The following is a 26,714-nucleotide window of genomic DNA, read 5'->3' on the forward strand; positions in this document are numbered from 1 at the left end:
ACAGCCTCCTAGTGTAGTGTTGCACTCTTGGTGGTGCTTTAGAACGCGCTCATTTTTTCGCCAGCCAAGGCGTGAGGCAGAGTCATAGTGGGGCTACGGCGACAACGAACAACGCAGGATGGCGGAAAAAGGGGCCGTTATAAGCTTCATATAGCGTGAAACACTACACTAGGTGCTGAAAATCGGCCAGGAGTTGTGGGGAACACTACTGGCGTACAAGCTGTTGCGTTTTCAAATGGTACTGATGGCGTACAGCCTGAAAGGCAGACATCCTTGCCAGATCAGCTTCAGCCAGGCCGCGGGGATGATCATCAATGAACTGATACTTTTACCCGCGATCTCGTCGGGGAAAGTGCCTGCCGTCCAGCGCCTTGTGCATCTCGTGCTTCAGACCGATCACGCGTTGTTGCGCTTGCATGACCGCATCAACCTAATACCTCAGATGTGCAACGCCAAGATCCCCTCTTCGTTAGGAAGAGAGGATTGCTGCCGGATTTAAGAAAGGATCCAGAGAGAGATCCCAGGAATTAACGCAATGGCGAACCAGGTCAAAATAAGCGCAATGAGATAGGGCACCACATGTTTCACTATTCGCAAATAGGGAATACCGGTCATGCCACTGGCCACGTAAAGATTCAAACCATAGGGCGGCGTAATGAAGCCAATGGAAGCACCAACCAGGAAGATCACTGCAAACTGGATCGGATCAACACCGATCGAGGCCGCTATGGGCGCCAATATGGGTGCCAGTATCACAGTGACGGGCAGACTCTCTAGTACCGCTCCAACCAGAAAGACTATTGCCATACAGGCAAACAATATGGGATAAAAGCCGCCAAATGAAGTAATCACTTCAGTCAAAAAGGCTTTGGCTCCCAGCAGTGACAGCACCTGCTGCATGACCACCGAGACCGCGATCAAGGGCGCCAACATACCGGTAATTTGGCCCGAGCGCATCATGATTTTCGGCAAGTCTTTGATACCGAACTTCCGGGTAACCAACAACCCGGCAATCAGACAGAAGCCCGTGGTGACCCCTGCCGCTTCGGTCGGCGAAAAAGAGCCGGTATAGAGACCAAGCAGCACAATCCCCATCGCCATAAACCCAAGCCACGCCTTGGCGCCGGTCTTGGCGATACGTTTGGGACTGAACTTAATGAGATCCCCCCATCCATTGCGCCAGGACACAAAATAACAGGTGACCATCATAGCGAAAACCATCAGCGCACCAGGGATCATGCCCGCCATAAAGAGCTCGCCAATCGGCAGATTCATCATAAAGCCGTAAACGATAAAGATAATACTGGGGGGAATAATAATCCCCACAACGCCACCGGCGGCCACGGTAGCAGCGGCAAACTCTTCGTTGTAATTACCCTTCTTCATCTCAGGGTGCATAATGCTGCCTATGGTTGCGGTGGTGGCAGAATTTGATCCCGAGATCGCTGCAAACATGCCGCAGGCACCCAGAGCCGCCATCCCCAATCCCCCACGCATAAAGCCTAGACAGGCGTAAGCAAAATCGGACAAACGCTTGGCGATACCTGCTGCGTTTATCAGGTCTCCGGTCAGGATAAACAAAGGTAACGCCAGCAGCCCATAGAAGTTCAGTCCCTCATAGAGGGTCACACCGACATTGGCCAGGGTGAAATCGATCACCAAGCTGACACCGATAACCCAAAAGGAGATCACCAGGAAGATAGGCACACCAAGCAGAAAAAAACCGGTGATACCCAAACTAATCAAACCAATCAATAATCCGTCCATTACTGAGCTCCTCAATCACCAAAGGTGGCGGCTTGCACAGCTAAAGGCCGGCCCGCTTTAAAGTCATGGTAGTCACTCACCAGATTCTGGCTGACGCGCACCAACAGTAGCGCCCACGCGCACGGCGTCGCGAGATAGAACCACCACTGCATCACATTATCGGTACCCTGGACAATCGAGAAGTTATCGTAAGCGATATAGACCTGTTCAACAGAGAAAAAGATCACCACAGCTCCCATAACGAACCAGAGCACGGCATCCAGAATGAGACATCCGAACTGGGCTCCATAAGACAGCCGTTCTCGCATCTCGGTAAAGCGCAGGTGGGAACGTTTCAGCGTATTGTAGGAGGCCCCCATCCAGGCAAGCCACAGGAACAGATAAATCGGTATCGTAGTGCTCCAGGCCGATTGCTCATTAAACAAAAATCGCCGGATGACCTCGACAAAGATAATACCTGTCATCGACCCGTAGGAGACTATGATTAAAAATCTCTCGATATTTTGAAAAGCCCAGTAAAGTGCCTTGCCTACTTTCATATGCACCCTCCCTTTGGCTTCACCCGATAGGATCTTCCCGCTGTCTGGCGAGATACCGCCCTGTTTTGCATTCGACTCTGACGTCGCCATAACCCAACCACCTTAAACTCTATACCAGCGAACATAGGCCCGCGAACATAACGCCGGTTACCCTCAGATAAACCGGCATCTTTAGTCACCTAAAAGGAGTAAGACAAAAGGGATTAGGCGTTTTTCCACCAGCGACGGGGCTCGACATTCTCGGCAAGTGTGTCCAGAGGAATTTCACGAGCGATCTTGTGGATCTCGGTATAGGTATCAATACCACCAGCCCACTTATCGAGACGTTCGCGCCATTCCACCCAGGGTTCAGGGTTGAATTCAGGCGCACAGATACGTTCCGCTTTGGCACGCACTTCATCCGATAGAGGCGCAACACGCACGCCGTGCTGGGCGAACAGAGTACCCGGCAGCGACGGTACCGTTGCACCCACGGTATTCACCAGTGCCGCTTCCTGGGCCGCCTGGATTTTAACCTGAGTCAGATAAGCAGACTCCATCACCGCTTCCTGCAGCGCCGGACTCATACTATCGAAGACCTTGGCATCCATCATGGTGGCTTCGGTGCCACAGAAGAGGCGCAGGTCGACCGACTGGGAGATTACCGGTGACATGTTGGCGTAACCCACCGCACCAGCCCAAGTCTCGGCACCATCGATCAGCCCCGACTTGAGACCATCCAGGGTTTCAGACCAGGCGATAGGCACCGGATTGAGTTCCAGCAACTGCATGGCGATACGACCAAGCTGGGTACCAGTAACACGGTTCTTGGTACCTTTTAACACATCGATATCGGTAATCAGAGGCTTGTCTTTCCAGCCCAGTCCCATCTGCAAACCACGCAGCTCACAATGAGAAAACAGGAACTGCAGCCCATGCTTTTTCTTTAGCGGGTCACGTAGCAGGCGCTGGCTGTCGGGATGGTAAAGGAAGTGGTACTGCGAAGCCCGTGTCGGGAACATATAGGCGTAATCGAGCACATTCAAATAAGGAGCGGCACCGGCAGAGTTCTGGGTAGACGCCGTAAACATCTCGATGATGCCCTGCTGGGTCTTCTTGACACAGTCCAGCTGGCCACAAATTTGGTTATCGCCGATAAATTCAACTCGAATCTCGCCATCGGTACGGTCTTCTATATCGCGGGCAAAATCCAAACAACCGGCACGCTCGATCAGCAGGTTATTCTCGTTAAACCCGGACGCACCGAACTTCAGGGTATGTTTGGCCTCTTTTTTATTACGGCGGTTGGCAGTGGCCTCTGCAGCCTGCGCCAGTTGCGGCAGGGTGAAACTGCCCAGCGCGGTGGCCGCCAGCATGGTGGAACTCATGCCATAGGTCGCCGCCACACGGAAAAAATCCCGGCGCGAGACACTCTCGGGCTTCTTGTCTGAGAAGGGGTTTGCTTTCGCCATGATAGACATCCTGAATTATATTTTTTAGTTTCCGGATTTCACTGATCAGCCTTCGACCATGCACCCAATAGACCACAGAATATCATTACAAGCAACACTTTTTGATAAGATAAGTCTCACTAAGTTATTAATTTGTTATTTTTAATCTTGTTCAAGCCAACCCCAGCAGATCTTTTTTCTCACAAGACCTAAAATGAAGCACGCCTCTACCCCAGTTATTTCCGACATATAGCCGCATTATCAATAATTTGCGGTAATGATCCTGAGCACACAGAAAATTCGCGCATCAGCACACTCTGGAAAACAGTATCGATTAGCAATGTTATTGAGACTTTCTTGCGCTTATGATGACGCTTAACACTGCAACCAGGCACAGGATCGAAACCATGCCCGATTCAACCAGCAAGGACACAGGGTCATCCATCCTGCGCGCACTGAATATTCTGGAAATTGTCGCCAACACGCCACAGCCGATGACGCCGGCAGAGATCAACCGCTCCCTCAAACTCCCCAAACCCACCATCCACCGCCTGTGCAGCCAACTGGAAGAGGCCGGCTTTCTGCAGCCACGCCTGGATGGCCGAGGTCTGCTGCCGGGGCCCAAGCTGAACAAGATTGCGCTGGGCGTACTCAGCAACAATGATTTCCTGCGCACTCAGCGTCACGTGATTCTGCAGCGGCTGTCAGAAAAGCTGGGCGAAACCTGCAACATATCAATCCCCAGCGGCGGCGAAATGATTTACTTCGACCGCGTTGAAACCCACTGGCCGCTGCGGGTTCAGCTGCAGATCAACGACCGGGTACCGCTGCACTGCACCGCCAGTGGCAAACTGTTTCTCAGCGAGCTGTCGAGCATCAAGCGCTCCCGCCTCCTGGCACGACTGCCGCTGGACAGCTACACCCCCAACACCCTGACTTCTGCTGAAGCCCTGAAACCGGAACTGCGCCAGATTCGCCAAAACAGCGTCGGTCTTGATAACGAGGAGTTTCTGCAGGGCATGATCGCGGTTGCCGTACCCATCCGGGACAGCGAGGGCCGCCTCTATGCCGCGCTGGCAATGCACGCCCCCACGGCGCGCCTGTCTCTTGCACAGGCACAGGAACACGTGCCAGCGATCCGCGAGGCCGCCGCCGAACTGGCACTACTGATGGACGAGGAACAAAACGAGAACGCCACAGACGCCGACTGAGAGCACCCATAAAAAAGCCACGGCTGTTTCCAGCCGTGGCAATACCGCAGATCTCTCGCTAAAAGCTTTAACTTGCCCTTAGTGGCAGGCTCGCACCAGCCTGCATAGCCGCGTGCAGGCCCGCAACACCAGTGCCAGCACCCCTACCCCAATGACGCCGACAGCTTGGCCGCCGCCATGGCATCCTCTTTCATCATGTCCGCCGCCTTTTCGGCAATCATGATAGTAGGAGCATTGGTATTGCCGGAGACGATAGTCGGCATAATGGACGCGTCCACCACCCGCAGCCCCTCAATGCCATGCACCCGCAGGCGCGCATCCACCACCGCCATATCATCGTGCCCCATCTTGCAGGTACCCGTGGGGTGATAAATGGTCGTGGCACGGTTACGGGCGTATTCCAGCAGCTCGGCATCGGTCTGATGCTGAATGCCAGGCTCATGCTCTTCCTTGATCAGCGGCGCCAGTGCCGGCGCCTTGATGATCTGGCGCGTGATCTTGATGGATTCTATGGCGGTTTTCTGATCTTCTTCGGTAGCCAGATAATTCGGATGAATAGCCGGGTAGTCCGCCGGGTTCGTGCTCTTGAGCGCGATATGACCAGTACTGGTCGGACGCAGCTGGCACACCGAGGCGGTAAAGGCCGAGAAGCGGTGCGTACCATCGGCCGGCTTGTCTGCACTCAGCGGCTGCAGATGGTACTGGATATCCGGTCTTTGCGGGCTTAGCGGGGTTTTGGTAAAGATATACACCTGGCTGGCCGCCATTGTCAGCGGGCCTGTGCGGAACATGGCGTACTCCAGCCCCATCATCACCTTGCGCAACGGATTATTGACCTCGTCGTTCAGGGTAATAGGCTTGTTGACCTTGTAGATAGTGCGGATCTGCAGGTGATCCTGCAGGTTGCGGCCCACGCCCGGCAGATGCTTGACCAGCGGGATCTTGTGCCTTGCCAGCTCTTCCTTGTCGCCAACGCCTGAAAGCATCAGCGTCTGCGGCGAGTTGATGGCACCGGCCGACAATACCACTTCCCGCCGGCAGCGAATGCTGTGCATCTGCCCCTTGATGGTTACTGTTACGCCCACCACCCGGTTGCCTTCAAATTCGATGCGGTGCACCAGCGCCCGGGTCACCGTCTGCAGGTTCGGACGTTTCAGCGCCGGGCGCAGAAAGCCCACCGCCGTGCTGCAGCGGGTACCTGTGCGCTTGATGGTTAACTGGAAGTAACCCACACCTTCCTGGGTTTCACCATTGCAGTCATCGTTGCGCGGAATACCCACCTGCTGGGCGGCATCGATAAACTTGTCACAAATTTCACGCTTTACGCGGATATTGGATACCGACAGCGGACCGCCCACGCCATGATAAGCATCGGCGCCGCGTTCCTGGTCTTCGGACTTGATGAAGTACGGCAGCACGTCCTTGTAAGACCAGCCCTCATTACCCTGCGCCGCCCAGTCATCGTAATCCTCTTTCTGGCCGCGAATATACAGCAGGCCATTGAGCGAACTGGAGCCCCCCAGCACCTTGCCCCGCGGCCACTGCAGCTGGCGGCCATTGAGGCCTGGGTCCGGCTCGGTCATGTAGCACCAGTCGGTCTTGGGATTGTGCATGGTCTTGAAGTAGCCGATAGGCACATGAATCCAGGGATTCGTATCCCGCCCCCCCGCCTCGATCAGCAACACAGAATGTTCAGGGTTGTCCGACAGACGGCTTGCCATTACACAGCCGGCGGAGCCTGCGCCGATCACAATGTAGTCATAGGCAGAATCTAGAGACATCAGTCATACCATCCATTTTTTATTTTTAATCAACAACTTACTCAACCAACAAGGCTCGTTCAGCGACCTGACTGGTGAGAATCCTGGATCTGAGCAGGTATCAAACTGGCACAAAACGATCATTGATAACCCGTTTCGATAACTGGAGTATCGTTTCTGCAAAGAAACAAATCAACACTTTTATTAAAAAGTGAAATTCATAGTCTCACAAATAGTGATTTATGTAATTTATTAGCTTAGTATGGGTTAAGTATCCGGTAACACAGCTATAGGACGGATATAGACTTGGGTCGCAGACGGGCTCGCCGCAGAACCCAGAGCCCAGCGACTTTTCGGATTAACCCTCCGCAAGACGCCAGGCAGAAGTCAGCACAGCCAGGCGTATATAATCACTAAAAATAATGGCGGGTATGCATATGTCAGCACTCTTTCACCTGGACAGAAACAACAACTCCACGCTGCAAAAGCAGATCCGCGAGCAGCTGGTAACCGCCATTCTGGGGGGCTACCTGCCGCTGGATGAACCACTGCCCTCAAGCCGCAGCCTGGCCAAAACACTCAACGTGGCTCGCAACACCATAGTGCTGGTATACGATGAACTGGCTACCGACGGCTACCTGACATCCAAGGAGCGCAGCGGCTATTTCGTCAATCCTCAGTTTGTCGCCGGCAAGCTGGAAAAGGACAGCAAGAACGCGCCCCAAACCGACCACTGCGACAAGGTCGACTGGTCAACGCGCTTCAAGGTCAAGCCCGCAGTCCAGGCCAACCCGAGCCTGGCCCATGCCTGGCACTCCCACCCCTACCCCTTTATTTACGGTCAGCTGGACTCGGCCCTTTTCCCGATCGACAACTGGCGCAAATGCTGGCGCGATGCCGTCAGTGTGCAGGCGATTCGCGACTGGTCATCGGATCGCTATGACAGCGATGATCCGATGCTGATCGAACAACTGCAAAAACGCATCCTGCCGAGTCGTGGCATCCAGGCTGAGAAGGACGAAATACTGGTCACCATCGGCTCCCAGCAGGCGCTCTACCTGCTGGCCCAGCTGCTGCTGGACGACAGCACCTGCTTCGGTATCGAAGACCCTGGCTATACGAGTGCCGGACATATAGGCGCGCTCTTTGGCGCCCGGGTGAAAAGTCTCGCTGTGGATGAAAACGGCCTGGTGGTCGATGAGCAGCTGGACAGCTGCGATGCCCTCTATATCACGCCGAGCTATCAATGCCCCACCACCGTCACCATGCCACTGGAACGGCGGCGCACCCTGCTCGACAAGGCACTGCAACACGATTTCATAGTGGTGGAAGATGACTACGAAATGGAGATCAATTTTGAATCCAACCCGACACCGGCGCTGAAAAGCCTCGATAAGCACGACCGGGTGCTCTATATCGGCAGCCTCTCCAAGACCCTGGCGCCGGGTCTGCGCATGGGATTCATGGTCGGCCCCAAGGCCCTGATACAGGAAGCCCGCAACCTGCGCCAGCTGATGCTGCGCCACCCACCACTGAACAATCAGCGCGCCGTGGCGCTCTTTTTGGCCCAGGGCTATCACGATGCACTGCTGCGCAAGCTCGCCCGCAAATTCCACCAGCGCAGTGAAATCATGGCCCAGGCACTGAACACCTACCTGCCCGGCAGCTATATTCTGCCCTCGGGGGGATCGTCATTCTGGTGTACTCTGCCAAGCGGGATCAATGCCGCCGAGCTCAAGCGAGTCGCTGCGCAAAAAGGCATTCTGATTATTTCTGGCGACAGTTATCACTACGCCAATAATCTGCCGCAGAACTGCATCAAGCTGGGTTTTTCAGCCATAGCACCTGAGGCCATCGAACCCGGCATCCGCATTCTGGCGCAACTGGTCAGGGAAATGAGCACTGCGGATTGATGCAAGAGGGGCGAGAGGGGCTAGGGGCTAGGGGCTAGGGGCTAGAAGAAAGAAGAAAGAAGAAAGAAGAAAGAAGAAAGAAGAAAGAAGAAAGAATTGAAGCAGGAATAAAACAGCAACGCAGCGCCAAAGCGCTACGTTCGTTAAGGCTAGTGCACTTTAGCGCAACAAGAGTAGCGGGCTGCGGGTGTTGTTAAGCATGTTGCGGGTCGTGCTGCCCACCAGCAGCTGTCGAATGCGCGAATGACCGTAGGCCCCCATTACTATCAGATCGATATTGTTATCGGCCTGATAAGCATGCAGTACCGGCTCCACATCACCGCTTTTCAATACCGCAGTCACCGCAAAGTTAGCCTTTTCCAGCGTACTGCGCGCACCATCCAGCGCCAGGCGATGCTCCGCCGTATCCGCCCCCACCATCACCAGATGACAGGGCAAGTCTTTCAACAGCGGGCTGGCCGCCAGCATATCCACACCCTTGAGGGTGGTGGCACTGCCATCAAAGGCCAGCATAAAGCTTTTGGGTTCGGAAAATTCACCGGGAATAGCCAGAATGGGTCTATGCAGGGTACGAATCACACTTTCGACATGGCTTCCCACCGGCATGCCGGGGCTGTGACTATGGGTACTGTGCAGACCGAGTACCAGCAGACGAATATCGGCTTCAAGCTCACCCAAGCTTTCAGCCAGATCACCGTGGCGCTGCATCAGAGCTGGCGTCTCAACGCCGCTGCTGCGGACCCGCTCTGCACTGGCATCCAGCATGGCCTTGCCGGCTTCGATCGCCAGCCGGCCACGCTTCTGATCCAGCGAGGCCAGCTCTTCCAGCAGGTGCTCGCGGCTGCCCAGACCAATATTACCGCTTAGGTCCACTTCAGTTGCCTTGTCTGTGCGATCCAGCACATGCAGCAGCAGCAGCGGCGCCTCCAGACGTCGACTGGCCCAGCTGGCGCTGTCGCACACCGCCGCCGAAGACTGCATGGCACCGATACAGGCAAATACTTTATTCATACATGGTCACTCCCTGTACAGCGTTGGACGGGGCTCTTAACCTGGCGTTCGCTTTGGGCCCTGGTTCCAGTAAAAGGGTCCACAACGAAGCATTTCTGCATCAACCAATAACCCGCCGGGCTAATACTCTGCCCGCGGTCGCCCTGCCTGTGGCACACCGCAGAGCCCAACCATAGCATGCCTGTGCGAGCATAAAAGCCCCCAGGGTCAAGTTGTTACGCTGTTAAAACCGACCCGCAACCGAGGGCATCAGTGCCCGATAAGATCATCCACATTACCAGGCTTGTCGTACTGACCGAAACGGTCAACGATGGTCGCGCTGGCTTCATTCAGCCCACAGACTTCCACCTCGGTGCCTTCACGACGGAACTTGACCACCACCTTGTCGAGGGACGAGACGGCGGTAATATCCCAGAAATGCGCGTGCGTGACATCGATCACCACCTTGTCGAGCACTTCCTTGAAGTCAAAGGCGGCGATGAACTTGTCCGCCGAGACGAAGAAAACCTGCCCCGATACGCGGTATTCACGCAGCGATTGAGTTTCATCCACATGGGTATCCACCCGCATGTAATGTCCGACCTTGCTGGCGAAGAACATGGCGGCCAAGAGCACGCCGACGAATACGCCGTAGGCCAGGTTGTGGGTAAACACCACCACCACCACAGTCGCGATCATGACGATATTGGTCGACAGCGGATGCTGCTTTAGGTTGCGGATCGAGTCCCAGCTAAAGGTGCCGATGGAGACCATGATCATGACCGCTACCAGGGCCGCCATTGGAATCTGCGCCACCCACTCATCAAGGAAAACCACCATGATCAGCAGCAGGAGGCCCGCGGTCAGGGTCGACAGGCGGGTACGGCCACCGGACTTCACGTTAATCACCGACTGGCCGATCATGGCGCAGCCCGCCATGCCGCCAAGCAGGCTGGAGGCAATATTGGATACGCCCTGCCCCTTGCACTCACGGTTCTTGTCGCTTGAGGTATCGGTCAGGTCATCGACGATAGTGGCGGTCATCATGGATTCCAGCAGACCAACAACGGCCATGGCGGCGGCGTAGGGAAAGATGATCTGCAGGGTTTCAAAGTTCAGCGGCACGTCGGGCCAGAGGAAAATCGGCAGGGTATCAGGCAGCTCCCCCATATCACCGACGGTACGGATATCCAGCCCCAGATACATCGACAGGCCGGTCAGTGTCAGGATGCACACCAGTGGTGATGGCACCGCACGGGTCACATAGGGAAACAGATAGATGATGCCAAGCCCCGCCGCGGTCATGGCATAGACATGCCAGGTCACATCGATCAACTCAGGTAACTGCGCCATAAAGATCAGAATCGCCAGCGCATTGACAAAACCGGTCACCACCGAGCGCGATACAAAGCGCATCAGACTGCCGAGCTTCAGATAACCAGCACCTATCTGCAGCACCCCGGTCAGCAGGGATGCGGCCAGCAGATATTCGAGCCCGTGGTCACGCACCAGGGTCACCATCAACAGCGCCATGGCACCGGTCGCCGCCGAAATCATGCCGGGGCGGCCACCCACAAAGGCGATCACCACTGCGATACAGAAAGACGCGTACAGACCCACTTTGGGATCTACACCGGCGATGATCGAAAAAGCGATCGCCTCGGGGATCAGGGCCAGCGCTACCACGGCGCCGGCCAGCAGATCACCACGCGTGTTGGAGAACCAGTGGCGTTGCAAAGAGTTAATCATCCGTTATCCGTCAGGTCATCAAGCTTGGGACAGCACCGCCATGCTGTACCGGTAATAGAAGAGGTGCGAAAGGTGCCGGCTGAGCCTGCAGGGTTCGCGGTCTGTGGTTCGCGCAGAACCAGGGTAAAACGCAGAAAAAGTGTCGACACAGCACGGCCAGGGCAGCCATTTTTTGCATGTGCACAACGCGCGGCTACGTTACCGGCTTGCGCCTGAAGCGTCAAGTCGGCCATAGCCGCGATACCGGCGCTGGCAAGGTACAGCAGCTCCTGCGCAGGAGCTGCCGCTGCAACCTTATTGACCGAAAAAAGCTTAGTGCCCGCGCTCCAGCATCGTATCCACCAGCGCTTTTTCTGTCGCCAGATCATCGGTGTCCTTGCTGCTGCGCGGCAATACAAGGTTCAGAATAATGGCCGCAAAGCCGCTTAGCGCGACGCCCTGCAGACTCATTTCACCCTGACCGAGAACCATGCCGCCAATACCGAACACCAGCACAGTGGCGACGATCACCAGATTGCGCTGCTCGCTCAGATCCACCTGCGCCTTGATCAGGGTATTCATGCCCACTGCGGCGATGGAGCCGAACAGCAGGATCAGAATGCCACCCATTACCGGGGTTGGAATGGTCTGCAGCAGAATGCCGATCTTGGCGACAAAGGCCAGTGCGATGGCAAAAACCGCAGCCCAGGTCATCACCACCGGGTTAAATACACGGGTCAGCATAACCGCGCCAGTCACTTCTGAATAAGTCGTATTCGGCGGCCCGCCGAGCATGGCGGCAGCGGATGTGGCAATACCGTCCCCCAGCAGGGTGCGATGCAGACCGGGCTTTTTCAGGTAGTCCTTGCCAGTTACGCTGCTGATGGCCAGCACATCGCCGACATGCTCAATCGCAGGCGCAATGGCGACCGGCAGCATAAAGAGAATCGCCTGCCAGTTAAACTCAGGCGCCACAAAGGCCGGCACCGAAAACCAGGCCGCCTGTTGCACCGGCGTGTAATCCACCATGCCCATCAGGTTGGCCAGCAGGTATCCCACCAGTACGCCGGAAAGGATAGGCACCAGACGAAAAATGCCACGGGCGAACACCGCCACCACCAGGGTGGACAGCAGCGCCGCCATGGACACCAGCATGGCATCAGCATACGGGAACAGCTCGAAAGCGCCATCGCCGCTTTTGCCCATGGCCATATTCACCGCTACCGGCGCCAGCCCAAGACCAATCACCATAATGATGGGGCCAGTCACCACCGGCGGCATCAGCCGATGAATAAAGCCGGCACCGCGAATTTTCACCGCCAGTGACAACAGCAGATACAGCATCCCGGCCGCCATAAGCCCGCCCATGGTGGCGGGAATACCCCAAGTCTGGACGCCATAGATGATAGGCGCGATAAAGGCGAAGGATGAAGCCAGGAAGACCGGCACCGTGCGCTTGGTGGCGATCTGAAACAGCAGCGTGCCGGCACCGGCCGTAAACAGGGCAACACTCGGATTAAGCCCGGTCAGCAGCGGTACCAGTACCAAAGCGCCGAAGGCCACGAACAGCATTTGCGAGCCGGCCAGCGCACTGCGCCATCCGCCTAGATGATATTCACCGTGGTGAGACATGGTTCAGTTCCCCTCAGGTACCGAAAATTTTGTCACCGGCGTCGCCAAGACCCGGAATGATGTAGCCGTGCTCATCCAGGTGACTGTCAACGGACGCTGTGAAGATATCCACGTCCGGGTGTGCTTCCTGCACTTTTTTGAGACCTTCAGGTGCTGCCACCAGAATCAGCGTGCGGATGCTGGTGCAACCCGCCTTTTTCAGCATATCGATGGTAGCGATCAGGGATCCCCCCGTCGCCAGCATCGGATCAATGATCAGTGCCATGCGCTCTTCAATATCATTGGCCAACTTTTCGAAGTACGGCACCGGTTCCAGGGTTTCCTCGTCACGGTAAAGGCCCACTACAGAGATCTTGGCGGCGGGCACCAACTCAAGTACGCCATCGAGCATGCCGATGCCGGCGCGCAGAATCGGCACTACGGTGATCTTCTTGCCCTTGATGCGCTCCGCAGTCATGGGGCCACACCAGCCCTCCACCTGATAGGTTTCCAGCTCCAGATCCTTGGTTGCCTCGTAGGTTAATAGGCAGCCAACTTCCGAGGCCAGCTGCCGGAAGCTGCGGGTACTCAGATCGGCGGCCCGCATCAGGCCCAGCTTGTGGCGGACCAATGGATGGCGGATTTCGTGAACGCTCATGCACAAACCTCTTTGACAACAGTCAGAGTCCGGCCAGCAAGCCGGATCCCATGTTAAACCAGCGATCCCAAAACGGTAACAGCCCAAAGACTGGCAACCGCATAGGGCCAGACAGACGACGCCCGAAGCGCTCAACTGCGTCCCGAAAGACTGCAGTTGTCGTGCCGGTCAGAAAATGTGGGTGCATCCTAGCCAAAAGGCGGGAATTTGTCATCCGCCGGTCGGCTTGCCATCTGACCGGTCAGTCAGTATTGTGGGCCCGACAAGCCGCACCGGGCCCATCACCCGGATGCCTGAACACTATTTTCTACTCTGACACACTATCCCATGCCTAATACCGACCTGGACCATATCCGCGAGGTTTACGCCCAAGCGGATCTGCTGCACAGCGCCACCGAGGTGGAAGCCGCCATCGACGCCATGGCCGACGCCATCAGCCAGACCCTGCACGATCGCAACCCCGTTCTCTTCAGCATCATGAACGGTGGTCTGGTGATTGGCGGCAAACTGCTGACACGGCTCGAATTTCCGCTCGAAGCCAGTTATCTGCACGCAACGCGTTATCGCAACGGCACCCGCGGTTTTGGCCTGGAATGGAAGGTTCCTCCCATGGTGGAGTTCAAGGGTCGCCCGGTACTGATCATTGACGACATTCTTGATGAGGGTCACACCCTGGCAGAAATCGTCGACTATTTTGAACGCGAAGGCGCCTCCGAAGTGTACACGGCGGTACTGGTCGACAAGATGCACGACCGCAAGGCACGCCCGGACATGAAGGCAGATTTCGTCGGCCTCAATGCCGAAGACCGCTACCTGTTTGGCTTTGGCATGGATTATCACGGGTACTGGCGCAACGCGCCGGGCATCTTCGCCGTCAAGGGCATGTAATCAAGGGGCAAGGAAGTTTCCGCCCGGGCTTGGGAGCCTGAACACAAAAAAGCCGACGATGGGCAACACTGCCCTCGCCGGCTTTTTTACGACAGCCGCCTGAGTATCAGGGGTGCAGTTCGTCGAACAGCGCGACAAATTCCTGCGTCAGCTTGTGATTGGGTGCCATGTGAATCAGCGGACGCGATTCATTATGGGACTCACGCATCTTCACCGAGGATGAAATCTTGCTGCTGAGCATCGGCAGGTTTTCCGCCACCAGGTCCGCCACCATCTTCTGCGGCAGAGTTGCCCGCGGCTGGTACTGGTTGACCACTATGCCCTCTACCCGTAGCTGAGCGTTGTGATCCTGCTGGGTTTCCCGCACGTTATCCATCAGGCTGTACAGTGCCTGGCGAGCAAACTCATCACAGTCAAACGGGATCAGGCAGCGATCCGCCGCTACCAGCGCAGACAGCGTGAAAAAGTTGAATGCCGGCGGCGTATCGATGTAAATGGCATCGTAGTCGTCCAGCTGATTCAGGGCGTCGCGCAGCTTGTAGATCTTGTGCTTGGACTCGAGCTTGGCCTGCAGATCGGTGACATCCGGGTTAGACGGGATAAGAAACAGGTTCTCGTAGGGCGTTTCATGCACAAACTCATCAGGCCCGGCCGTCTTCAGTTGAAAGCTCAGCATCTGCTCGAAAAAATCCCGGATATCCGTCTGGGTATGGGCTGCATTCTCGCCCAGCAGGTAGTGGGTCGAGTTGCACTGCGGATCCAGGTCGATCACCAGCGTTTTAAGGCCTCGGGTCGCACTGATAGCCGCCAGGTTGGTGGTGATGCTGGATTTACCCACACCACCTTTCTGGTTAAAGACAACTCGCTTCATCGAATACTGCTCTCCGAAATCGACATCATCCCTGCGTCAGCAGCTTGCGCAGGTCAATGATGGCCGCATTAGCGCGGGAAATGTAAGACGCCATTACCAGAGAGTGGTTGGCGACCAGACCGAACTCGCTGCCGTTCAGCACCATCGGGCTCCAGATGGTTTCCTGGGTGGATTCGAGCTCGCGCACAATCTGTTCCAGGCTCACACGGGCATTCTTCTTTTCCAGCGCGACGGCGAAATCGGCATCCACTGCCTGCAGAATATGAATCAGTGCCCAGGCCGTACCGCGGGCCTCATAGAAGACATCATCCAGTTCCAGCCAGGACGTCTGGATATCCTGCTCGGCCATGCCCTGGGTCGACTGACGTGCATCTGCTTCACCGGCAAGGTCCGTATTCAGACGACGCTGACCGACACTGGCACTGAGGCGCTGCGACAGACTGCCAAGACGGGTGGATACATCCCCCAGCCAATTGCTCAGGTTATCGGCGCGGGCATAAAACTGCGACTGAGTCTGGGCCGGATCAGCAAGGCGCAACTGATACTGACGCATGAGCTTGACCGCTTTGCGATATTCACCCTCGGTGGAAGGCAGCAGCCAGCTCTTGTTGTTGAAGTGCAGCAGCGGCTCGGCCTTGGCCAGATCGGCATCTTCCGTTGACTGCGACTGCGAGCGGCTGAAATCCTTGCGCAGGGCACGGCTCAGATCACGCGCCTGTACCAGCACACCAAACTCCCAGCTGGGAACATTATCGAGCCAGATTCCCGGCGGCAGCCTGTCGTTACTCAGATAACCGCCCGGCTTGTTCAGCAGGGTTTCGACAATTTCGATCAGTGCACCACTGGTGTGCGAACCCACTGCAGGCGCGGCACCCTCATGGGGCACGGCCTTGGCCTCAACATCAAAACGCGCAGGCTCCCAGCTCCAGTACAGGCCTACCACCAGGGCACCCAGTAAATATAGGCCCAGCAATACGCCGATTCCCTTAAGCCAGGCTGAAGACCCGGGACCCGCCGCTATCCGATCCCATTTGCCCAGCCACCAACGCTGCAGTTTTTCCAATGCCGTTCCCTTAATAACCTGGATGTGCTTCTGAATGCTGCACCGCACTATCACTGATTTGCCCAACAGCGTCAACGCCCGTCCCCGGGACGCGCGGGCTGCCCCGCAGTGTGAAAATCGGGAAAAGAGTAAAAAAACATCACTCATGGCGGGCAACAGACGGGGAAATCTAGGTTAACTTCGCTGAAATAGCCGCTAACGCCGCAAATTAAGGCTTGCGATAGACACTGCCACCGGATTCATGCAAACTATGCGATCTAACCCCCTGCATGTCGCAAGTCTGTTGATTCTTGAGGCTTTATTGATGGCAAAAATTCTGCTGCTGCACGGCCCTAACCTGAACCTGCTCGGCACCCGGGAACCCGGTATATACGGTGCCACCACGCTTGCGGACATTAACCGCTCGCTGGAAATACAGGCACAGGTCGCCGGTCATCAGCTGAGCTATCTTCAAAGCAATGCCGAGTATCAGCTGATCGAGCGTATCCATGCCGCCCGGGATGAAGGCGTCGCCTTTATCATTATCAACCCGGCGGCATTCACCCACACCAGTGTTGCGCTGCGCGATGCCCTGCTGGGGGTGGATATTCCGTTTTACGAAGTCCACCTGTCCAATGTGCATGCACGTGAGGCATTCCGGCATCATTCGTATTTTTCGGATGTCGCCAAGGGCGTTATCTGCGGCTTCGGCAGCCAGGGGTATAACTTTGCATTGCAGGCCGTCATAGACGGTCTGGCATAACTAATACGGGGCCTGACCTTCGCCAGGCAGGCTCCTGAACCCACTTCCGCCACTTCAAGAATTTAAAAAGAGATCACAATGGATATCCGCAAAGTCAAAAAACTGATCGAACTGCTGGAAGAGTCCAACATCAACGAAATCGAAATCAAGGAAGGTGAAGAGTCCGTGCGCATCAGCCGCATGGCTCAGTCCGTCCCTGCCCAGATGATGATGCCAGCCGGCTACCCGCAGATGGCCATGGCCCCGGCGCCTGCTGCCGCCGCAGCGCCTGTTGCAGTTGCTGTAACTGAGCCTGCAGCGGCTGAATTTAGCGGCCACGTTGTGCTATCGCCAATGGTCGGCACCTTCTACCGTTCGCCGTCACCGAGCTCACCGCCCTTTATTGAAGTAGGCAAGACCGTCAAGGCCGGTGATGTGATCTGCATCGTGGAAGCCATGAAGATGATGAACCAGATTGAAGCTGACAAGTCCGGCGTAGTCGAAGCCATTCTGGTTGAAGAAGGCCAGCCGGTTGAATACGACCAGCCTCTTGTCACCATCGTCTAAACGCCTCTTCGCCAGATCAAGGAATTTACCCGATGCTTGAAAAAGTCGTTATCGCCAACCGAGGCGAAATTGCGCTGCGAATTCTGCGAGCCTGCAAAGAGCTGGGTATCAAAACGGTCGCTGTGCACTCCGTTGCAGACCGCGACCTTATGCATGTCCGCCTGGCAGACGAGGCCGTCTGCATTGGCCCGGCTCCATCCAAAAACAGCTATCTGAACATTCCGGCGATCATCAGCGCCGCCGAAGTGACCGATGCCAGCGGCATTCACCCCGGCTATGGCTTCCTTGCGGAAAATGCCAACTTCGCCGAGCAGGTTGAACGCTCTGGCTTCAAGTTCATTGGCCCAAGCTCCGAAACCATCCGCCTGATGGGCGACAAGGTTTCAGCCATCAGAGCCATGAAAAAGGCCAAGGTACCGACGGTGCCGGGCTCCGATGGTCCGCTGCCCGAAGACACCGATGAAGTTCACGCCATCGCCCGTCGTATCGGCTACCCGGTCATCATCAAGGCCGCCTCCGGTGGTGGTGGTCGCGGTATGCGCGTCGTCCATACGGAAGCCGCATTGCTGAACTCCATCCATGTGACCCAGTCCGAAGCTGCAGCAGCCTTTGGTGACGATACGGTCTACATGGAGAAATTTCTCGAGAATCCACGCCACGTGGAAGTGCAGGTTCTGGCCGACGGCCAGGGCAATGCGATTCACCTGTATGACCGCGACTGCTCCATGCAGCGTCGTCACCAGAAGGTGGTCGAAGAAGCGCCCGCGCCCCACATCGATGAGGACGCCCGCCAGCGCGTGCTGCAGTCCTGTGTTGATGCCTGCATTACCATTGGCTACCGCGGCGCCGGCACCTTCGAGTTCCTGTACGAAAACGGTCACTTCTACTTTATCGAGATGAACACCCGTGTACAGGTTGAACACCCGGTCACCGAAATGATCACCGGTGTCGACATCGTCAAGGAACAGCTGCGTATCGCCTCGGGCGAGCCCCTGTTCTACAAGCAGGAAGATATAGTCGTACGCGGACATTCCTTCGAATGCCGCATCAATGCCGAAGATCCTAAAACATTCCTGCCAAGCCCTGGCACCGTGAAGCACTTTCACACACCGGGTGGCTTTGGCATCCGGGTGGACTCCCATCTGTACAACGGCTACACAGTGCCGCCGCACTACGACTCACTGGTCGCAAAACTGATCACCTTCGGTGACAGCCGTGAAATCGCCCTGACCCGCATGCGCAATGCACTGGACGAAATGCTGGTAGAAGGCATTCGCACCAACATCCCGCTGCATCAGGAGATCGTGCGCGACACCAACTTCGCCCAGGGTGGCGTGAATATCCACTACCTGGAGAAAAAACTGGGTCTGTAAAAGCCCAGCCAGATCCCCGACCCGAGTTCCTCAGGAATCCGGGGCTGGGCCCGAAAAGCCCGCGAAAGCGGGCTTTTGCGTATTGAACTCGACACCTTTGGCAGCGCAGTGCGTGGCACGGGAAAGCCGCAAGGTTTCCTGTACCGCATGAATCAGCCATACTCAGCGAATAACACTTACGAATACGGATCCGCCATGCCCTGGCTACAAATCAAGCTCACCATCGAACCGGACTCCGCCGAGCAGTATGAGGACATTCTGCTGGCCGCCGGTTGCGCCGCCGTCACCTACCAGGACTCGGCCGACGAACCCATTTTCGAACCGGATCTGGGCACCACGCCGCTGTGGTCGAACACCACTATCACAGGCCTGTTCGCCACCGAACACGACCTGGAAGAGACTACCCGTTTCGTGCGCCAGGCACATGACCAGTTCTTCGCCGGCAAGCCCATGCCACAGCTCAAGGCTGAAATCCTTGAAGACAAGGACTGGGAACGGGAGTGGATGGTCAACTATCACCCCATGCGCTTTGGTCAACGCCTGTGGGTGTGCCCGAGCTGGCGCGAAGCGCCTGATCCCGATGCCGTCAACATGATGCTGGATCCGGGCCTTGCCTTCGGTACCGGTACCCACCCCACCACGGCACTCTGCCTGGAATGGCTGGACGGCGAGCCGCTGGAAGACAAGCAGGTTATCGACTACGGCTGCGGTTCCGGCATTCTGGGCATTGCATCCCTGCTGCTGGGTGCACGTCACGTACTGGCGGTCGATATCGATGTTCAGGCACTGCAGGCGACCAACAGCAACCTGGAGCGCAACAAGCTCGACCCCGCGCGCCTGCATACCTGCCTGCCACCTGCAGCACCGGAACTCGAAGCCGATCTGCTGGTCGCCAACATCCTGGCGGGGCCGCTGGTCGAACTGGCACCCACACTGGCTGTCCGCGTGCGCAGCGGCGGGCGCATCGCGCTCTCCGGTCTGCTGGAACGTCAGGCCGGCGACATTGGCGCCGCCTACGGTCAGTGGTTCAAACTGGACCCGGTTGTTGAACGCGAAGGCTGGATCAGGATCTCCGGCACGAGGTTATAATCCATGAACGGCGGCATCATCACCGAATGTCCGGAGTGTGAGACTCGCTTCAATGTCAGCGAAGGTCAGCTCAAGCTGGCCGACGGCAAGGTTCGATGCGGTGCCTGCCTGCGAGTGTTCGATGCCAGGGCACACCAGCCTTACTCCGGCATCCAGCTGCCACAGCCTGAAATCGGCAACGGCAGCAACGCCGAAGAACAGCCCGCCCAGCAGGAGTACTCCCTGCATGTGCGCTATGCGCAAGCTCCCAAAGCCAGCACTGAGGCACAAACGCAGATCCCAGCAGAGCCGGCAAAGCCGGTAAACGACCTGGCTGCCTTTGACCCTGATGCGCCGCTGGAAGTCAGCAGCCCCGCCGAAGCCCCAAAGGATCAACCACAACACAACGGGCCCAGGACGGCCCCCCAGAAACCCTCGACACCCATTCCAATCGCCAGCTTTCTGCGCACACCAGCACAGGACGCTCCATCTGAAGAGCGGCCTTTAGATTCATTTGAACAGACACACGCACAAACGCCAGAACGCAGAGCCTCCGAGAAATCGGATGCTCGGAGCGAGCACAGCTCGCAAACCGTCCCTGAGCCCACCTCTGAACCCGAGCCTGAAGCCATTGCAGTTGCAGCAACTGCCCATGATCAGACAGGGCCGGCCAAGAGCGTTACGCTTTCCAAACACGAGCCTGAGCCGGTAATCGAAGCAACTGCCAGGATCGAGGCCAACAGCACCCCTGCCCATACGCAGTCCAGGCCCTCCACAGCAGCGCCCAAGCAGATCGAACCAGCGCCTCAGGCCGCCCCCCAACCGACGCCACAACCACAGGGATTGGCGGCACTGCAGGACCTGCACGCCGAACCGCTGGAACTTATGCACCCGATAACACCCGCAGCCCCCGGCGCCGTCCTGGGCTGGAGTCTTGGCTGCCTTGCAGCCTGTGTACTGCTGGCTTCTCAACTGGCCTGGTTCAACCGTATCGAGTGGTCCCGCGAACCTCTGCTGGCAGATGCCTACGAGATTCTGTGCCATCAGCTAGAGTGCGCCATTCCGCCGTACCAGGCGGTGGAGCTGATTCACAACCGCCAACTGGTAGTACGCGCACATCCCCGCATTGAGGATGCGCTTAGCATCGATCTGCTACTGGAAAACACTGCAGATTTCCGCCAGCCCTTCCCCGCCATTGAACTGAGCTTTGCCGATATTCGCGGCCGCACCGTCGCCCGCCGTTTGCTCCAACCCCAGGAGTATCTGGACGACATACTGGACCCGCTGAAAATGCCCAATTCGCAACCTTTCCAGGTCAATCTGGCGATACTGGATCCGGGCCGGCGGGCCGTCAGCTATGAGGTTCAATTAGCACCAGCCCGACTTTAGCGCAAGCGCGTTTTTGTTCATTTTTTCATCAAATACGGGTTGGACGCGTTCGTCTGAAGCGGTATCATTGCCCACCTTCCTTGAGTGAACCAGGTTCGAGGCCCAATTGGGTTTCACGGTGTTTTTTTCTCTGAAAAAAGGTCCTCCATGTTTCGAATCGGCCCCTACACCATTGACAGCCAGGTAATTCTGGCACCAATGGCAGGTGTTACCGACAGACCCTTTCGTCAGCTCTGTCGACGACTCGGTGCTGGCATGGTCGTGTCCGAAATGGTGACCTCCGATACAAGGCTATGGAACAGCCGCAAGTCCATCAACCGCCTCAATCATACCGGTGAGCCCGAACCCCGTTCGGTTCAGATTGCCGGTGGTGATCCTGAGATGATGGCCCATGCAGCGCGCATGAACGTGGAGCGCGGTGCCCAGATCATCGACATCAACATGGGCTGCCCGGCCAAAAAGGTCTGCAACAAGGCGGCGGGGTCCGCGCTGTTGCAGGACGAGCCACTGGTACGCAGTATCCTGCATGCCGTGGTCGGGGCCGTTGATGTCCCCGTCACGCTGAAAATCCGTACCGGCTGGAATACCAGCAACCGCAACGGACTCAATGTGGCGAAGATCGCGGAAGATGCAGGTATCAGTGCCCTGGCCGTGCACGGCAGAACACGTGCCTGCAGCTACAAGGGCGAGGTCGAGTACGACACTATCAGAGACATCAAGCGGGCCGTATCGCTGCCGGTATTCGCCAATGGCGATATCCGCACCCCCGAGCAGGCTCGTGCGGTGCTGGAATATACCGGTGCCGATGCGGTGATGATCGGACGCGCCGCCCAGGGTCGCCCCTGGGTGCTGCGCGAAATCGATCATTTTCTGCGTTTCGGGACCACGCTTGCGGCTCCGGCCCTGGCTGAAATCAAGGGAATTCTGCTCGAGCATGTGCAGGGACTTCACCAGTTTTACGGTGACTACATGGGTGTGCGCATCGCGCGCAAACATGTGGGCTGGTACCTGCAGGCCGAACAGGGTGGCAGTTGCTTTAGACAAGCATTCAATCAGTTGGAAACAGCAGACGACCAGTTCGCCGCTATTCACGACTTTTTTGCCCAGTGGGCACAAAACGGATCAGCGGCCTGATCACAGGCAATGGACAGACACGCAAAGTGGATATTAAAGAACTTAAACAGCCGACACTTGCCACGCAACAGCCACAGGACACGCGCAATCAAACGCTGCGTGACAATGTGCATCAGTCTCTGACGCACTACTTCAAGCAGTTGGACGGCCAGCCGGTGACCGACGTCTACCAGATGGTTCTGGCAGAAGTTGAAGCACCGCTGTTCGAAACCGTTATGGCCTATACCAAGGATAATCAGACCAAGGCTTCCCAGCTGCTCGGTCTGAACCGCGGTACCCTGCGCAAGAAGCTGAAGCAGTACGGATTGCTGTAATAGATCCAATTCGTTAACCGGAAACCGGAAACCCGAACTACCATGGCAGAGCAACACAGCACCCAGGTTCGCCGCGCACTGATCAGCGTGTCGGACAAGACCGGCATCGTCGAATTTGCACGAGCCCTCGCGGCTCAGGGCGTAGAAATCCTCTCCACCGGCGGCACCTTCAAGCTGCTGCGCGAGCAGAATATCAACGCCGTTGAAGTATCCGACCACACCGGCTTTCCCGAAATGATGGACGGGCGCGTCAAAACCCTGCATCCGAAAATTCACGGCGGCATTCTGGGCCGTCGTGGCATTGATGATGGCGTTATGCAGGACCACGGTATTGCGCCAATTGATATGGTCGTAGTGAATCTCTACCCCTTCGCCCAGACCATTGCCAGAGCGGATTGCGATCTGCCAATGGCGATCGAGAATATCGATATCGGCGGCCCCACCATGGTGCGTTCTGCCGCCAAAAACCATAAGGATGTTGCCATCGTCGTTAATTCGATCGATTACGATAGCATCCTGGCTGAACTGAAGGACGCCGGCGGTCTGAGTCACAAGACCCGCTTCGACCTAGCCGTAAAGGCCTTCGAACACACCGCCGCTTACGACGGCATGATTGCCAACTTCCTGGGCGCCATTGTTGATGGTACTGAAGAGGCGCCGGCCGAGTTTCCGCGCACCTTCAACACCCAGTTCGTCAAGGCACAGGACATGCGCTACGGCGAGAACCCGCACCAGAAAGCGGCCTTCTACGTTGAAGCCAACCCGGCGGATGTTGGCATTGCCACCGCCCGCCAGTTGCAGGGCAAGGAACTGTCGTACAACAATGTTGCCGATACCGATGCCGCCCTTGAGTGCGTCAAGAGCTTCGTCAAGCCGGCCTGCGTTATCGTCAAGCACGCCAACCCCTGCGGTGTGGGTGTCAGCCCTGAAGGCGGCATTCGCCAGGCCTACGAACTGGCCTACGCTACCGATACTGAATCGGCTTTTGGCGGCATCATCGCCTTCAACCGCGAGCTGGATACCGATACGGCCCAGGCCATAGTCGATCGCCAGTTCGTTGAAGTCATCATCGCGCCCAGCATCAGCCAGGAAGCCCGTGCCGTGGTGGCGGCCAAGGCCAATGTGCGCCTGCTGGAATGCGGTCAGTGGTCCGCCGAGCGCGTGACCGATCTGGACTACAAGCGCGTCAACGGCGGCCTGCTGGTACAGAGCCGTGACACCGGCATGATCACAGCTTCCGATCTCAAAGTCGTGACCCAGCGCGCGCCAAGCGAAGCTGAAATCCATGACCTGATTTTCGCCTGGAAAGTGGCCAAGTTCGTCAAATCCAACGCCATCGTCTACGCCAAAAACCGTCAGACTGTCGGTGTAGGCGCAGGCCAGATGAGCCGCGTCAACTCCGCTCGCATCGCCGGCATCAAGGCTGAACACGCAGGGCTGCAGGTACAGGGCGCTGTCATGGCATCCGATGCCTTCTTCCCGTTCCGCGACGGTATCGACAATGCAGCCAAGGCCGGTATCACCGCGGTGATCCAGCCCGGCGGTTCCATGCGCGATGACGAAGTGATCAAGGCGGCCGACGAAGCCGGTATCGCCATGGTCTTCACCGGCATGCGTCACTTCCGCCACTAAGGCGTGGGAGGAGATTCAATGAAAGTATTGATCATCGGCTCCGGCGGGCGTGAACACGCCCTGGCCTGGAGCGTTGCACGTGACGCCGGTGTCGAGAAAGTTTTCGTGGCACCCGGCAACGCCGCGACCGCCAACGAAGCCAAGCTCGAGAACGTCGCCATAGACGTACTGGATCAGGATGCTCTGGTGGCTTTTGCCCACCAGAACGCCATCGAACTGACCATCGTCGGCCCGGAAGCGCCGCTGGTGGCGGGCGTGGTCGACCGTTTTCGCGCCGAAGGCCTGGCCATTTTTGGCCCCAGCGCCGCCGCTGCGCAACTTGAAGGCTCCAAAGCCTTCACCAAGGACTTTCTGGCACGCCACCAGATTCCGAGCGGGGACTACCAGAATTTCACCGACATAGAGCCAGCCCTGGCTTATGTGCGTGAAAAAGGAGCTCCCATCGTCGTCAAGGCCGATGGCCTGGCCGCTGGCAAGGGCGTGATCGTTGCCATGACGCTTGAAGAAGCCGAAGACGCCATCCGCGACATGCTGGCGGGCAATGCCTTTGGCGATGCCGGCAGCCGCGTCGTGATCGAGGAATTCCTCGACGGAGAAGAAGCTTCCTTTATTGTCATGGTTGACGGCGAAAACGTGCTTGCCATGGCGACCAGCCAGGATCACAAGCGTGTCGGCAACGGCGATACCGGCCCCAACACCGGCGGTATGGGTGCCTACTCACCCGCACCTGTAGTTACGCCGCAAATCCACCAGCGCGCCATGGACGAAGTCATCATGCCGACGGTGCGTGGCATGGCGGCGGAAGGCAACGAGTACACTGGTTTCCTCTATGCCGGCCTTATGATCATGGCCGATGGCACGCCCAAGGTCATCGAGTACAACTGCCGCTTCGGCGACCCCGAGACCCAGCCCATAATGCTGCGCCTCAAGTCCAGCCTGGCAGACCTGTGCATGGCGGCCATCGAGCGTCGCCTGGATCAGGTCAGCATTGACTGGGATCCGCGCCCCGCCGTGGGTGTAGTTATGGCAGCAGGAGGTTATCCCGGTGACTACCGCAAGGGTGATGTCATCACCGAGCCTGCTCAGACACCTGAAGGCAGCAAGGTGTTTCACGCCGGCACCGCCCTGCGTGATGGCCAGGTTGTCACAGCCGGCGGTCGGGTGCTTTGCGTGACAGCGCTGGGCGATACCGTCACCGATGCACAGCAGCGCGCCTATGCGCTCTTGCAGCAGGTCAGCTGGGAAGGTGCGTACTATCGCACCGATATCGCTTACCGCGCTATTGCACGGGAACAAGCCAAGGGCTAGAGGCTAGAGAATAATCTCAAGCCTCGCTCTTCGAAGCTTTCAGCCTAAGCACCAAAACAGCTGCCTCCGGGCGGCTGTTTTTGTTTATGATGGCAGCGCTCACCCGTAACCTGCTCGACTAAGCCCACCGACCTCCCACAGAACAGGGTAATCGAATGACGTTAAGTATCTGGCTGACACTGCTAGTGTAGTGTTGCACTCTTGGTGGTGCTTTAGAACGCGCTCATTTTTTCGCCAGCCAAGGCGTGAGGCAGAGTCATAGTGGGGCTACGGCGACAACGAACAACGCAGGATGGCGGAAAAAGGGGCCGTTATAAGCTTCATATAGCGTGAAACACTACACTAGCAGCCTGTCGGACTTGACCGGTCGTAGCGAGGGAAAGGCCGATTTGAGGCAGTTTTTGGGCTCTTTTGAGGCGAATAGTGGTTCTATTTAACACTTGAAACGAAGTGGAAAGAACCGCTTTAGCGGGGTCGCAGACCGAGGAGCCTGCGACGAGTAAAAAAGAGTACATAAATTGACCAAATTCGGCTTTTCCGCAGTAGATCAGTGTTAAGTCCGACAGGCTGCTAGGGGTTGCTCAGGAGCGGTTAAGGCGCGTCGGTGCACATTGAGCGCACCTTTTGGGAAGGGTATCGGGACTTCTGGTTTATATTGAAGCTATCCGGGTTACCCGATATTGGCTGTCCGGTGCAGCGTCTGCTGTATTGTGGGCCAAAATTATTCAACGACATGGAGTGACGATAGTTATGAAACTGCCCTATATGCTTTGTTCTGC

The 26,714-nt window shown here is 56.9% G+C and carries 23 protein-coding genes; 13 read left to right on the forward strand and 10 right to left on the reverse strand.

The annotated features are described in order from the left end of the window. Positions 1-172 precede the first annotated feature (172 nt). A complete protein-coding gene (locus MPRO_RS18160; RefSeq protein ID WP_067296242.1) occupies positions 173-499 on the forward strand; it encodes a hypothetical protein in 327 nt (108 codons plus the stop codon). Here MPRO_RS18160 and MPRO_RS18165 read toward each other — a convergent pair. The 3 genes from MPRO_RS18165 to MPRO_RS18175 form a co-directional block, all read right to left on the reverse strand. Further along, the gene (locus MPRO_RS18165; RefSeq protein WP_067296250.1) at positions 496-1,767 is read right to left on the reverse strand and encodes a TRAP transporter large permease; all 1,272 of its coding nucleotides are present in this window, start codon (positions 1,765-1,767) and stop codon (positions 496-498) included. The two genes, MPRO_RS18160 and MPRO_RS18165, sit on opposite strands and share 4 nt — an antisense overlap. A gap of 11 nt (positions 1,768-1,778) precedes the next feature. Beyond that, positions 1,779-2,306 (reverse strand): TRAP transporter small permease, encoded by a 528-nt coding sequence (locus MPRO_RS18170; RefSeq protein WP_067296315.1) that lies wholly within the window; start codon positions 2,304-2,306, stop codon positions 1,779-1,781. A gap of 203 nt (positions 2,307-2,509) precedes the next feature. Continuing rightward, positions 2,510-3,757, reverse strand: coding sequence for a TRAP transporter substrate-binding protein (locus MPRO_RS18175; RefSeq protein ID WP_067296253.1), 1,248 nt, complete (start codon positions 3,755-3,757; stop codon positions 2,510-2,512). 386 nt (positions 3,758-4,143) lie between these two features. Between MPRO_RS18175 and MPRO_RS18180 the strand changes: the two genes are divergently transcribed. Next, a complete protein-coding gene (locus MPRO_RS18180; protein WP_067296256.1) occupies positions 4,144-4,947 on the forward strand; it encodes an IclR family transcriptional regulator in 804 nt (267 codons plus the stop codon). A 143-nt stretch (positions 4,948-5,090) separates the two neighbouring features. Here the strand turns inward: MPRO_RS18180 and MPRO_RS18185 are convergent, their stop codons facing one another. Continuing rightward, positions 5,091-6,728: a GMC family oxidoreductase gene (locus MPRO_RS18185; RefSeq protein ID WP_067296259.1), complete on the reverse strand. Its 1,638-nt coding sequence runs from the start codon at positions 6,726-6,728 to the stop codon at positions 5,091-5,093. A gap of 416 nt (positions 6,729-7,144) precedes the next feature. On the opposite strand from MPRO_RS18185, the gene pdxR reads away from it, so the two are divergent. Next, a complete protein-coding gene (gene pdxR, locus MPRO_RS18190) occupies positions 7,145-8,620 on the forward strand; it encodes a MocR-like pyridoxine biosynthesis transcription factor PdxR (protein ID WP_067296318.1) in 1,476 nt (491 codons plus the stop codon). Between the two features lie 159 nt (positions 8,621-8,779). Here the strand turns inward: pdxR and MPRO_RS18195 are convergent, their stop codons facing one another. The 4 genes from MPRO_RS18195 to upp form a co-directional block, all read right to left on the reverse strand. Continuing rightward, complete coding sequence (locus MPRO_RS18195; RefSeq protein WP_067296261.1) at positions 8,780-9,631, reverse strand: universal stress protein; 852 nt, start codon at positions 9,629-9,631, stop codon at positions 8,780-8,782. Between the two features lie 249 nt (positions 9,632-9,880). Then, positions 9,881-11,359, reverse strand: a complete 1,479-nt coding sequence (locus MPRO_RS18200; RefSeq protein WP_067296264.1) for a SulP family inorganic anion transporter — start codon at positions 11,357-11,359, stop codon at positions 9,881-9,883. Positions 11,360-11,671: 312 nt separating this feature from the next. Then, positions 11,672-12,970: a uracil-xanthine permease family protein gene (locus MPRO_RS18210; RefSeq protein WP_067296267.1), complete on the reverse strand. Its 1,299-nt coding sequence runs from the start codon at positions 12,968-12,970 to the stop codon at positions 11,672-11,674. A gap of 13 nt (positions 12,971-12,983) precedes the next feature. After that, complete coding sequence (gene upp / locus MPRO_RS18215) at positions 12,984-13,607, reverse strand: uracil phosphoribosyltransferase (RefSeq protein WP_067296269.1); 624 nt, start codon at positions 13,605-13,607, stop codon at positions 12,984-12,986. 327 nt (positions 13,608-13,934) lie between these two features. On the opposite strand from upp, the gene MPRO_RS18220 reads away from it, so the two are divergent. Further along, positions 13,935-14,495, forward strand: coding sequence for a hypoxanthine-guanine phosphoribosyltransferase (locus tag MPRO_RS18220; protein WP_067296272.1), 561 nt, complete (start codon positions 13,935-13,937; stop codon positions 14,493-14,495). 106 nt (positions 14,496-14,601) lie between these two features. Here the strand turns inward: MPRO_RS18220 and MPRO_RS18225 are convergent, their stop codons facing one another. Together MPRO_RS18225 and MPRO_RS18230 are read right to left on the reverse strand one after the other, a co-directional pair. After that, positions 14,602-15,366 carry a ParA family protein gene (locus MPRO_RS18225; protein WP_067296278.1) on the reverse strand — a complete coding sequence of 255 codons (765 nt, stop codon included), beginning with the start codon at positions 15,364-15,366 and terminating at the stop codon, positions 14,602-14,604. A 25-nt stretch (positions 15,367-15,391) separates the two neighbouring features. Further along, positions 15,392-16,429: a DUF2333 family protein gene (locus tag MPRO_RS18230; protein WP_067296322.1), complete on the reverse strand. Its 1,038-nt coding sequence runs from the start codon at positions 16,427-16,429 to the stop codon at positions 15,392-15,394. Between the two features lie 304 nt (positions 16,430-16,733). Between MPRO_RS18230 and aroQ the strand changes: the two genes are divergently transcribed. The 9 genes from aroQ to purD all read left to right on the forward strand — a co-directional run bounded on the left by aroQ (position 16,734) and on the right by purD (position 25,935). Beyond that, complete coding sequence (gene aroQ, locus MPRO_RS18235) at positions 16,734-17,171, forward strand: type II 3-dehydroquinate dehydratase (RefSeq protein WP_067296281.1); 438 nt, start codon at positions 16,734-16,736, stop codon at positions 17,169-17,171. 78 nt (positions 17,172-17,249) lie between these two features. Then, positions 17,250-17,717 (forward strand): acetyl-CoA carboxylase biotin carboxyl carrier protein, encoded by a 468-nt coding sequence (accB, locus tag MPRO_RS18240; protein ID WP_067296283.1) that lies wholly within the window; start codon positions 17,250-17,252, stop codon positions 17,715-17,717. Between the two features lie 32 nt (positions 17,718-17,749). Continuing rightward, positions 17,750-19,090, forward strand: coding sequence for an acetyl-CoA carboxylase biotin carboxylase subunit (gene accC, locus MPRO_RS18245; protein WP_067296286.1), 1,341 nt, complete (start codon positions 17,750-17,752; stop codon positions 19,088-19,090). A 195-nt stretch (positions 19,091-19,285) separates the two neighbouring features. Continuing rightward, complete coding sequence (prmA, locus tag MPRO_RS18250) at positions 19,286-20,179, forward strand: 50S ribosomal protein L11 methyltransferase (protein ID WP_067296289.1); 894 nt, start codon at positions 19,286-19,288, stop codon at positions 20,177-20,179. A 3-nt stretch (positions 20,180-20,182) separates the two neighbouring features. Further along, entirely contained in the window at positions 20,183-21,547 is a 1,365-nt protein-coding gene (locus tag MPRO_RS18255; RefSeq protein ID WP_067296293.1) for a DUF3426 domain-containing protein, read from the forward strand. A 147-nt stretch (positions 21,548-21,694) separates the two neighbouring features. Then, positions 21,695-22,681 (forward strand): tRNA dihydrouridine synthase DusB, encoded by a 987-nt coding sequence (gene dusB / locus MPRO_RS18260; RefSeq protein ID WP_067296296.1) that lies wholly within the window; start codon positions 21,695-21,697, stop codon positions 22,679-22,681. A gap of 32 nt (positions 22,682-22,713) precedes the next feature. After that, positions 22,714-22,995 carry a DNA-binding transcriptional regulator Fis gene (gene fis / locus MPRO_RS18265; protein ID WP_051103951.1) on the forward strand — a complete coding sequence of 94 codons (282 nt, stop codon included), beginning with the start codon at positions 22,714-22,716 and terminating at the stop codon, positions 22,993-22,995. 42 nt (positions 22,996-23,037) lie between these two features. Then, positions 23,038-24,627: a bifunctional phosphoribosylaminoimidazolecarboxamide formyltransferase/IMP cyclohydrolase gene (gene purH, locus MPRO_RS18270; RefSeq protein ID WP_067296299.1), complete on the forward strand. Its 1,590-nt coding sequence runs from the start codon at positions 23,038-23,040 to the stop codon at positions 24,625-24,627. Between the two features lie 18 nt (positions 24,628-24,645). Further along, positions 24,646-25,935: a phosphoribosylamine--glycine ligase gene (gene purD / locus MPRO_RS18275; RefSeq protein ID WP_067296302.1), complete on the forward strand. Its 1,290-nt coding sequence runs from the start codon at positions 24,646-24,648 to the stop codon at positions 25,933-25,935. Positions 25,936-26,714 lie beyond the last annotated feature (779 nt).

The organism is Marinobacterium profundum (assembly GCF_001528745.1).
GTDB classification, from domain to species: domain Bacteria; phylum Pseudomonadota; class Gammaproteobacteria; order Pseudomonadales; family Balneatricaceae; genus Marinobacterium_A; species Marinobacterium_A profundum.

What these genes read in the sequence shown, in the direction of transcription:
- MPRO_RS18165 (WP_067296250.1), bottom strand. Translation starts at nt 1,767, where the DNA reads ATGGACGGATTATTGATTGGTTTGATTAGTTTGGGTATCACCGGTTTT.
- MPRO_RS18170 (WP_067296315.1), bottom strand. Translation starts at nt 2,306, where the DNA reads ATGAAAGTAGGCAAGGCACTTTACTGGGCTTTTCAAAATATCGAGAGA.
- MPRO_RS18175 (WP_067296253.1), bottom strand. Translation starts at nt 3,757, where the DNA reads ATGGCGAAAGCAAACCCCTTCTCAGACAAGAAGCCCGAGAGTGTCTCG.
- MPRO_RS18180 (WP_067296256.1), top strand. Translation starts at nt 4,144, where the DNA reads ATGCCCGATTCAACCAGCAAGGACACAGGGTCATCCATCCTGCGCGCA.
- MPRO_RS18185 (WP_067296259.1), bottom strand. Translation starts at nt 6,728, where the DNA reads ATGTCTCTAGATTCTGCCTATGACTACATTGTGATCGGCGCAGGCTCC.
- pdxR (WP_067296318.1), top strand. Translation starts at nt 7,145, where the DNA reads ATGTCAGCACTCTTTCACCTGGACAGAAACAACAACTCCACGCTGCAA.
- MPRO_RS18195 (WP_067296261.1), bottom strand. Translation starts at nt 9,631, where the DNA reads ATGAATAAAGTATTTGCCTGTATCGGTGCCATGCAGTCTTCGGCGGCG.
- MPRO_RS18200 (WP_067296264.1), bottom strand. Translation starts at nt 11,359, where the DNA reads ATGATTAACTCTTTGCAACGCCACTGGTTCTCCAACACGCGTGGTGAT.
- MPRO_RS18210 (WP_067296267.1), bottom strand. Translation starts at nt 12,970, where the DNA reads ATGTCTCACCACGGTGAATATCATCTAGGCGGATGGCGCAGTGCGCTG.
- upp (WP_067296269.1), bottom strand. Translation starts at nt 13,607, where the DNA reads ATGAGCGTTCACGAAATCCGCCATCCATTGGTCCGCCACAAGCTGGGC.
- MPRO_RS18220 (WP_067296272.1), top strand. Translation starts at nt 13,935, where the DNA reads ATGCCTAATACCGACCTGGACCATATCCGCGAGGTTTACGCCCAAGCG.
- MPRO_RS18225 (WP_067296278.1), bottom strand. Translation starts at nt 15,366, where the DNA reads ATGAAGCGAGTTGTCTTTAACCAGAAAGGTGGTGTGGGTAAATCCAGC.
- aroQ (WP_067296281.1), top strand. Translation starts at nt 16,734, where the DNA reads ATGGCAAAAATTCTGCTGCTGCACGGCCCTAACCTGAACCTGCTCGGC.
- accB (WP_067296283.1), top strand. Translation starts at nt 17,250, where the DNA reads ATGGATATCCGCAAAGTCAAAAAACTGATCGAACTGCTGGAAGAGTCC.
- accC (WP_067296286.1), top strand. Translation starts at nt 17,750, where the DNA reads ATGCTTGAAAAAGTCGTTATCGCCAACCGAGGCGAAATTGCGCTGCGA.
- prmA (WP_067296289.1), top strand. Translation starts at nt 19,286, where the DNA reads ATGCCCTGGCTACAAATCAAGCTCACCATCGAACCGGACTCCGCCGAG.
- MPRO_RS18255 (WP_067296293.1), top strand. Translation starts at nt 20,183, where the DNA reads ATGAACGGCGGCATCATCACCGAATGTCCGGAGTGTGAGACTCGCTTC.
- dusB (WP_067296296.1), top strand. Translation starts at nt 21,695, where the DNA reads ATGTTTCGAATCGGCCCCTACACCATTGACAGCCAGGTAATTCTGGCA.
- purH (WP_067296299.1), top strand. Translation starts at nt 23,038, where the DNA reads ATGGCAGAGCAACACAGCACCCAGGTTCGCCGCGCACTGATCAGCGTG.
- purD (WP_067296302.1), top strand. Translation starts at nt 24,646, where the DNA reads ATGAAAGTATTGATCATCGGCTCCGGCGGGCGTGAACACGCCCTGGCC.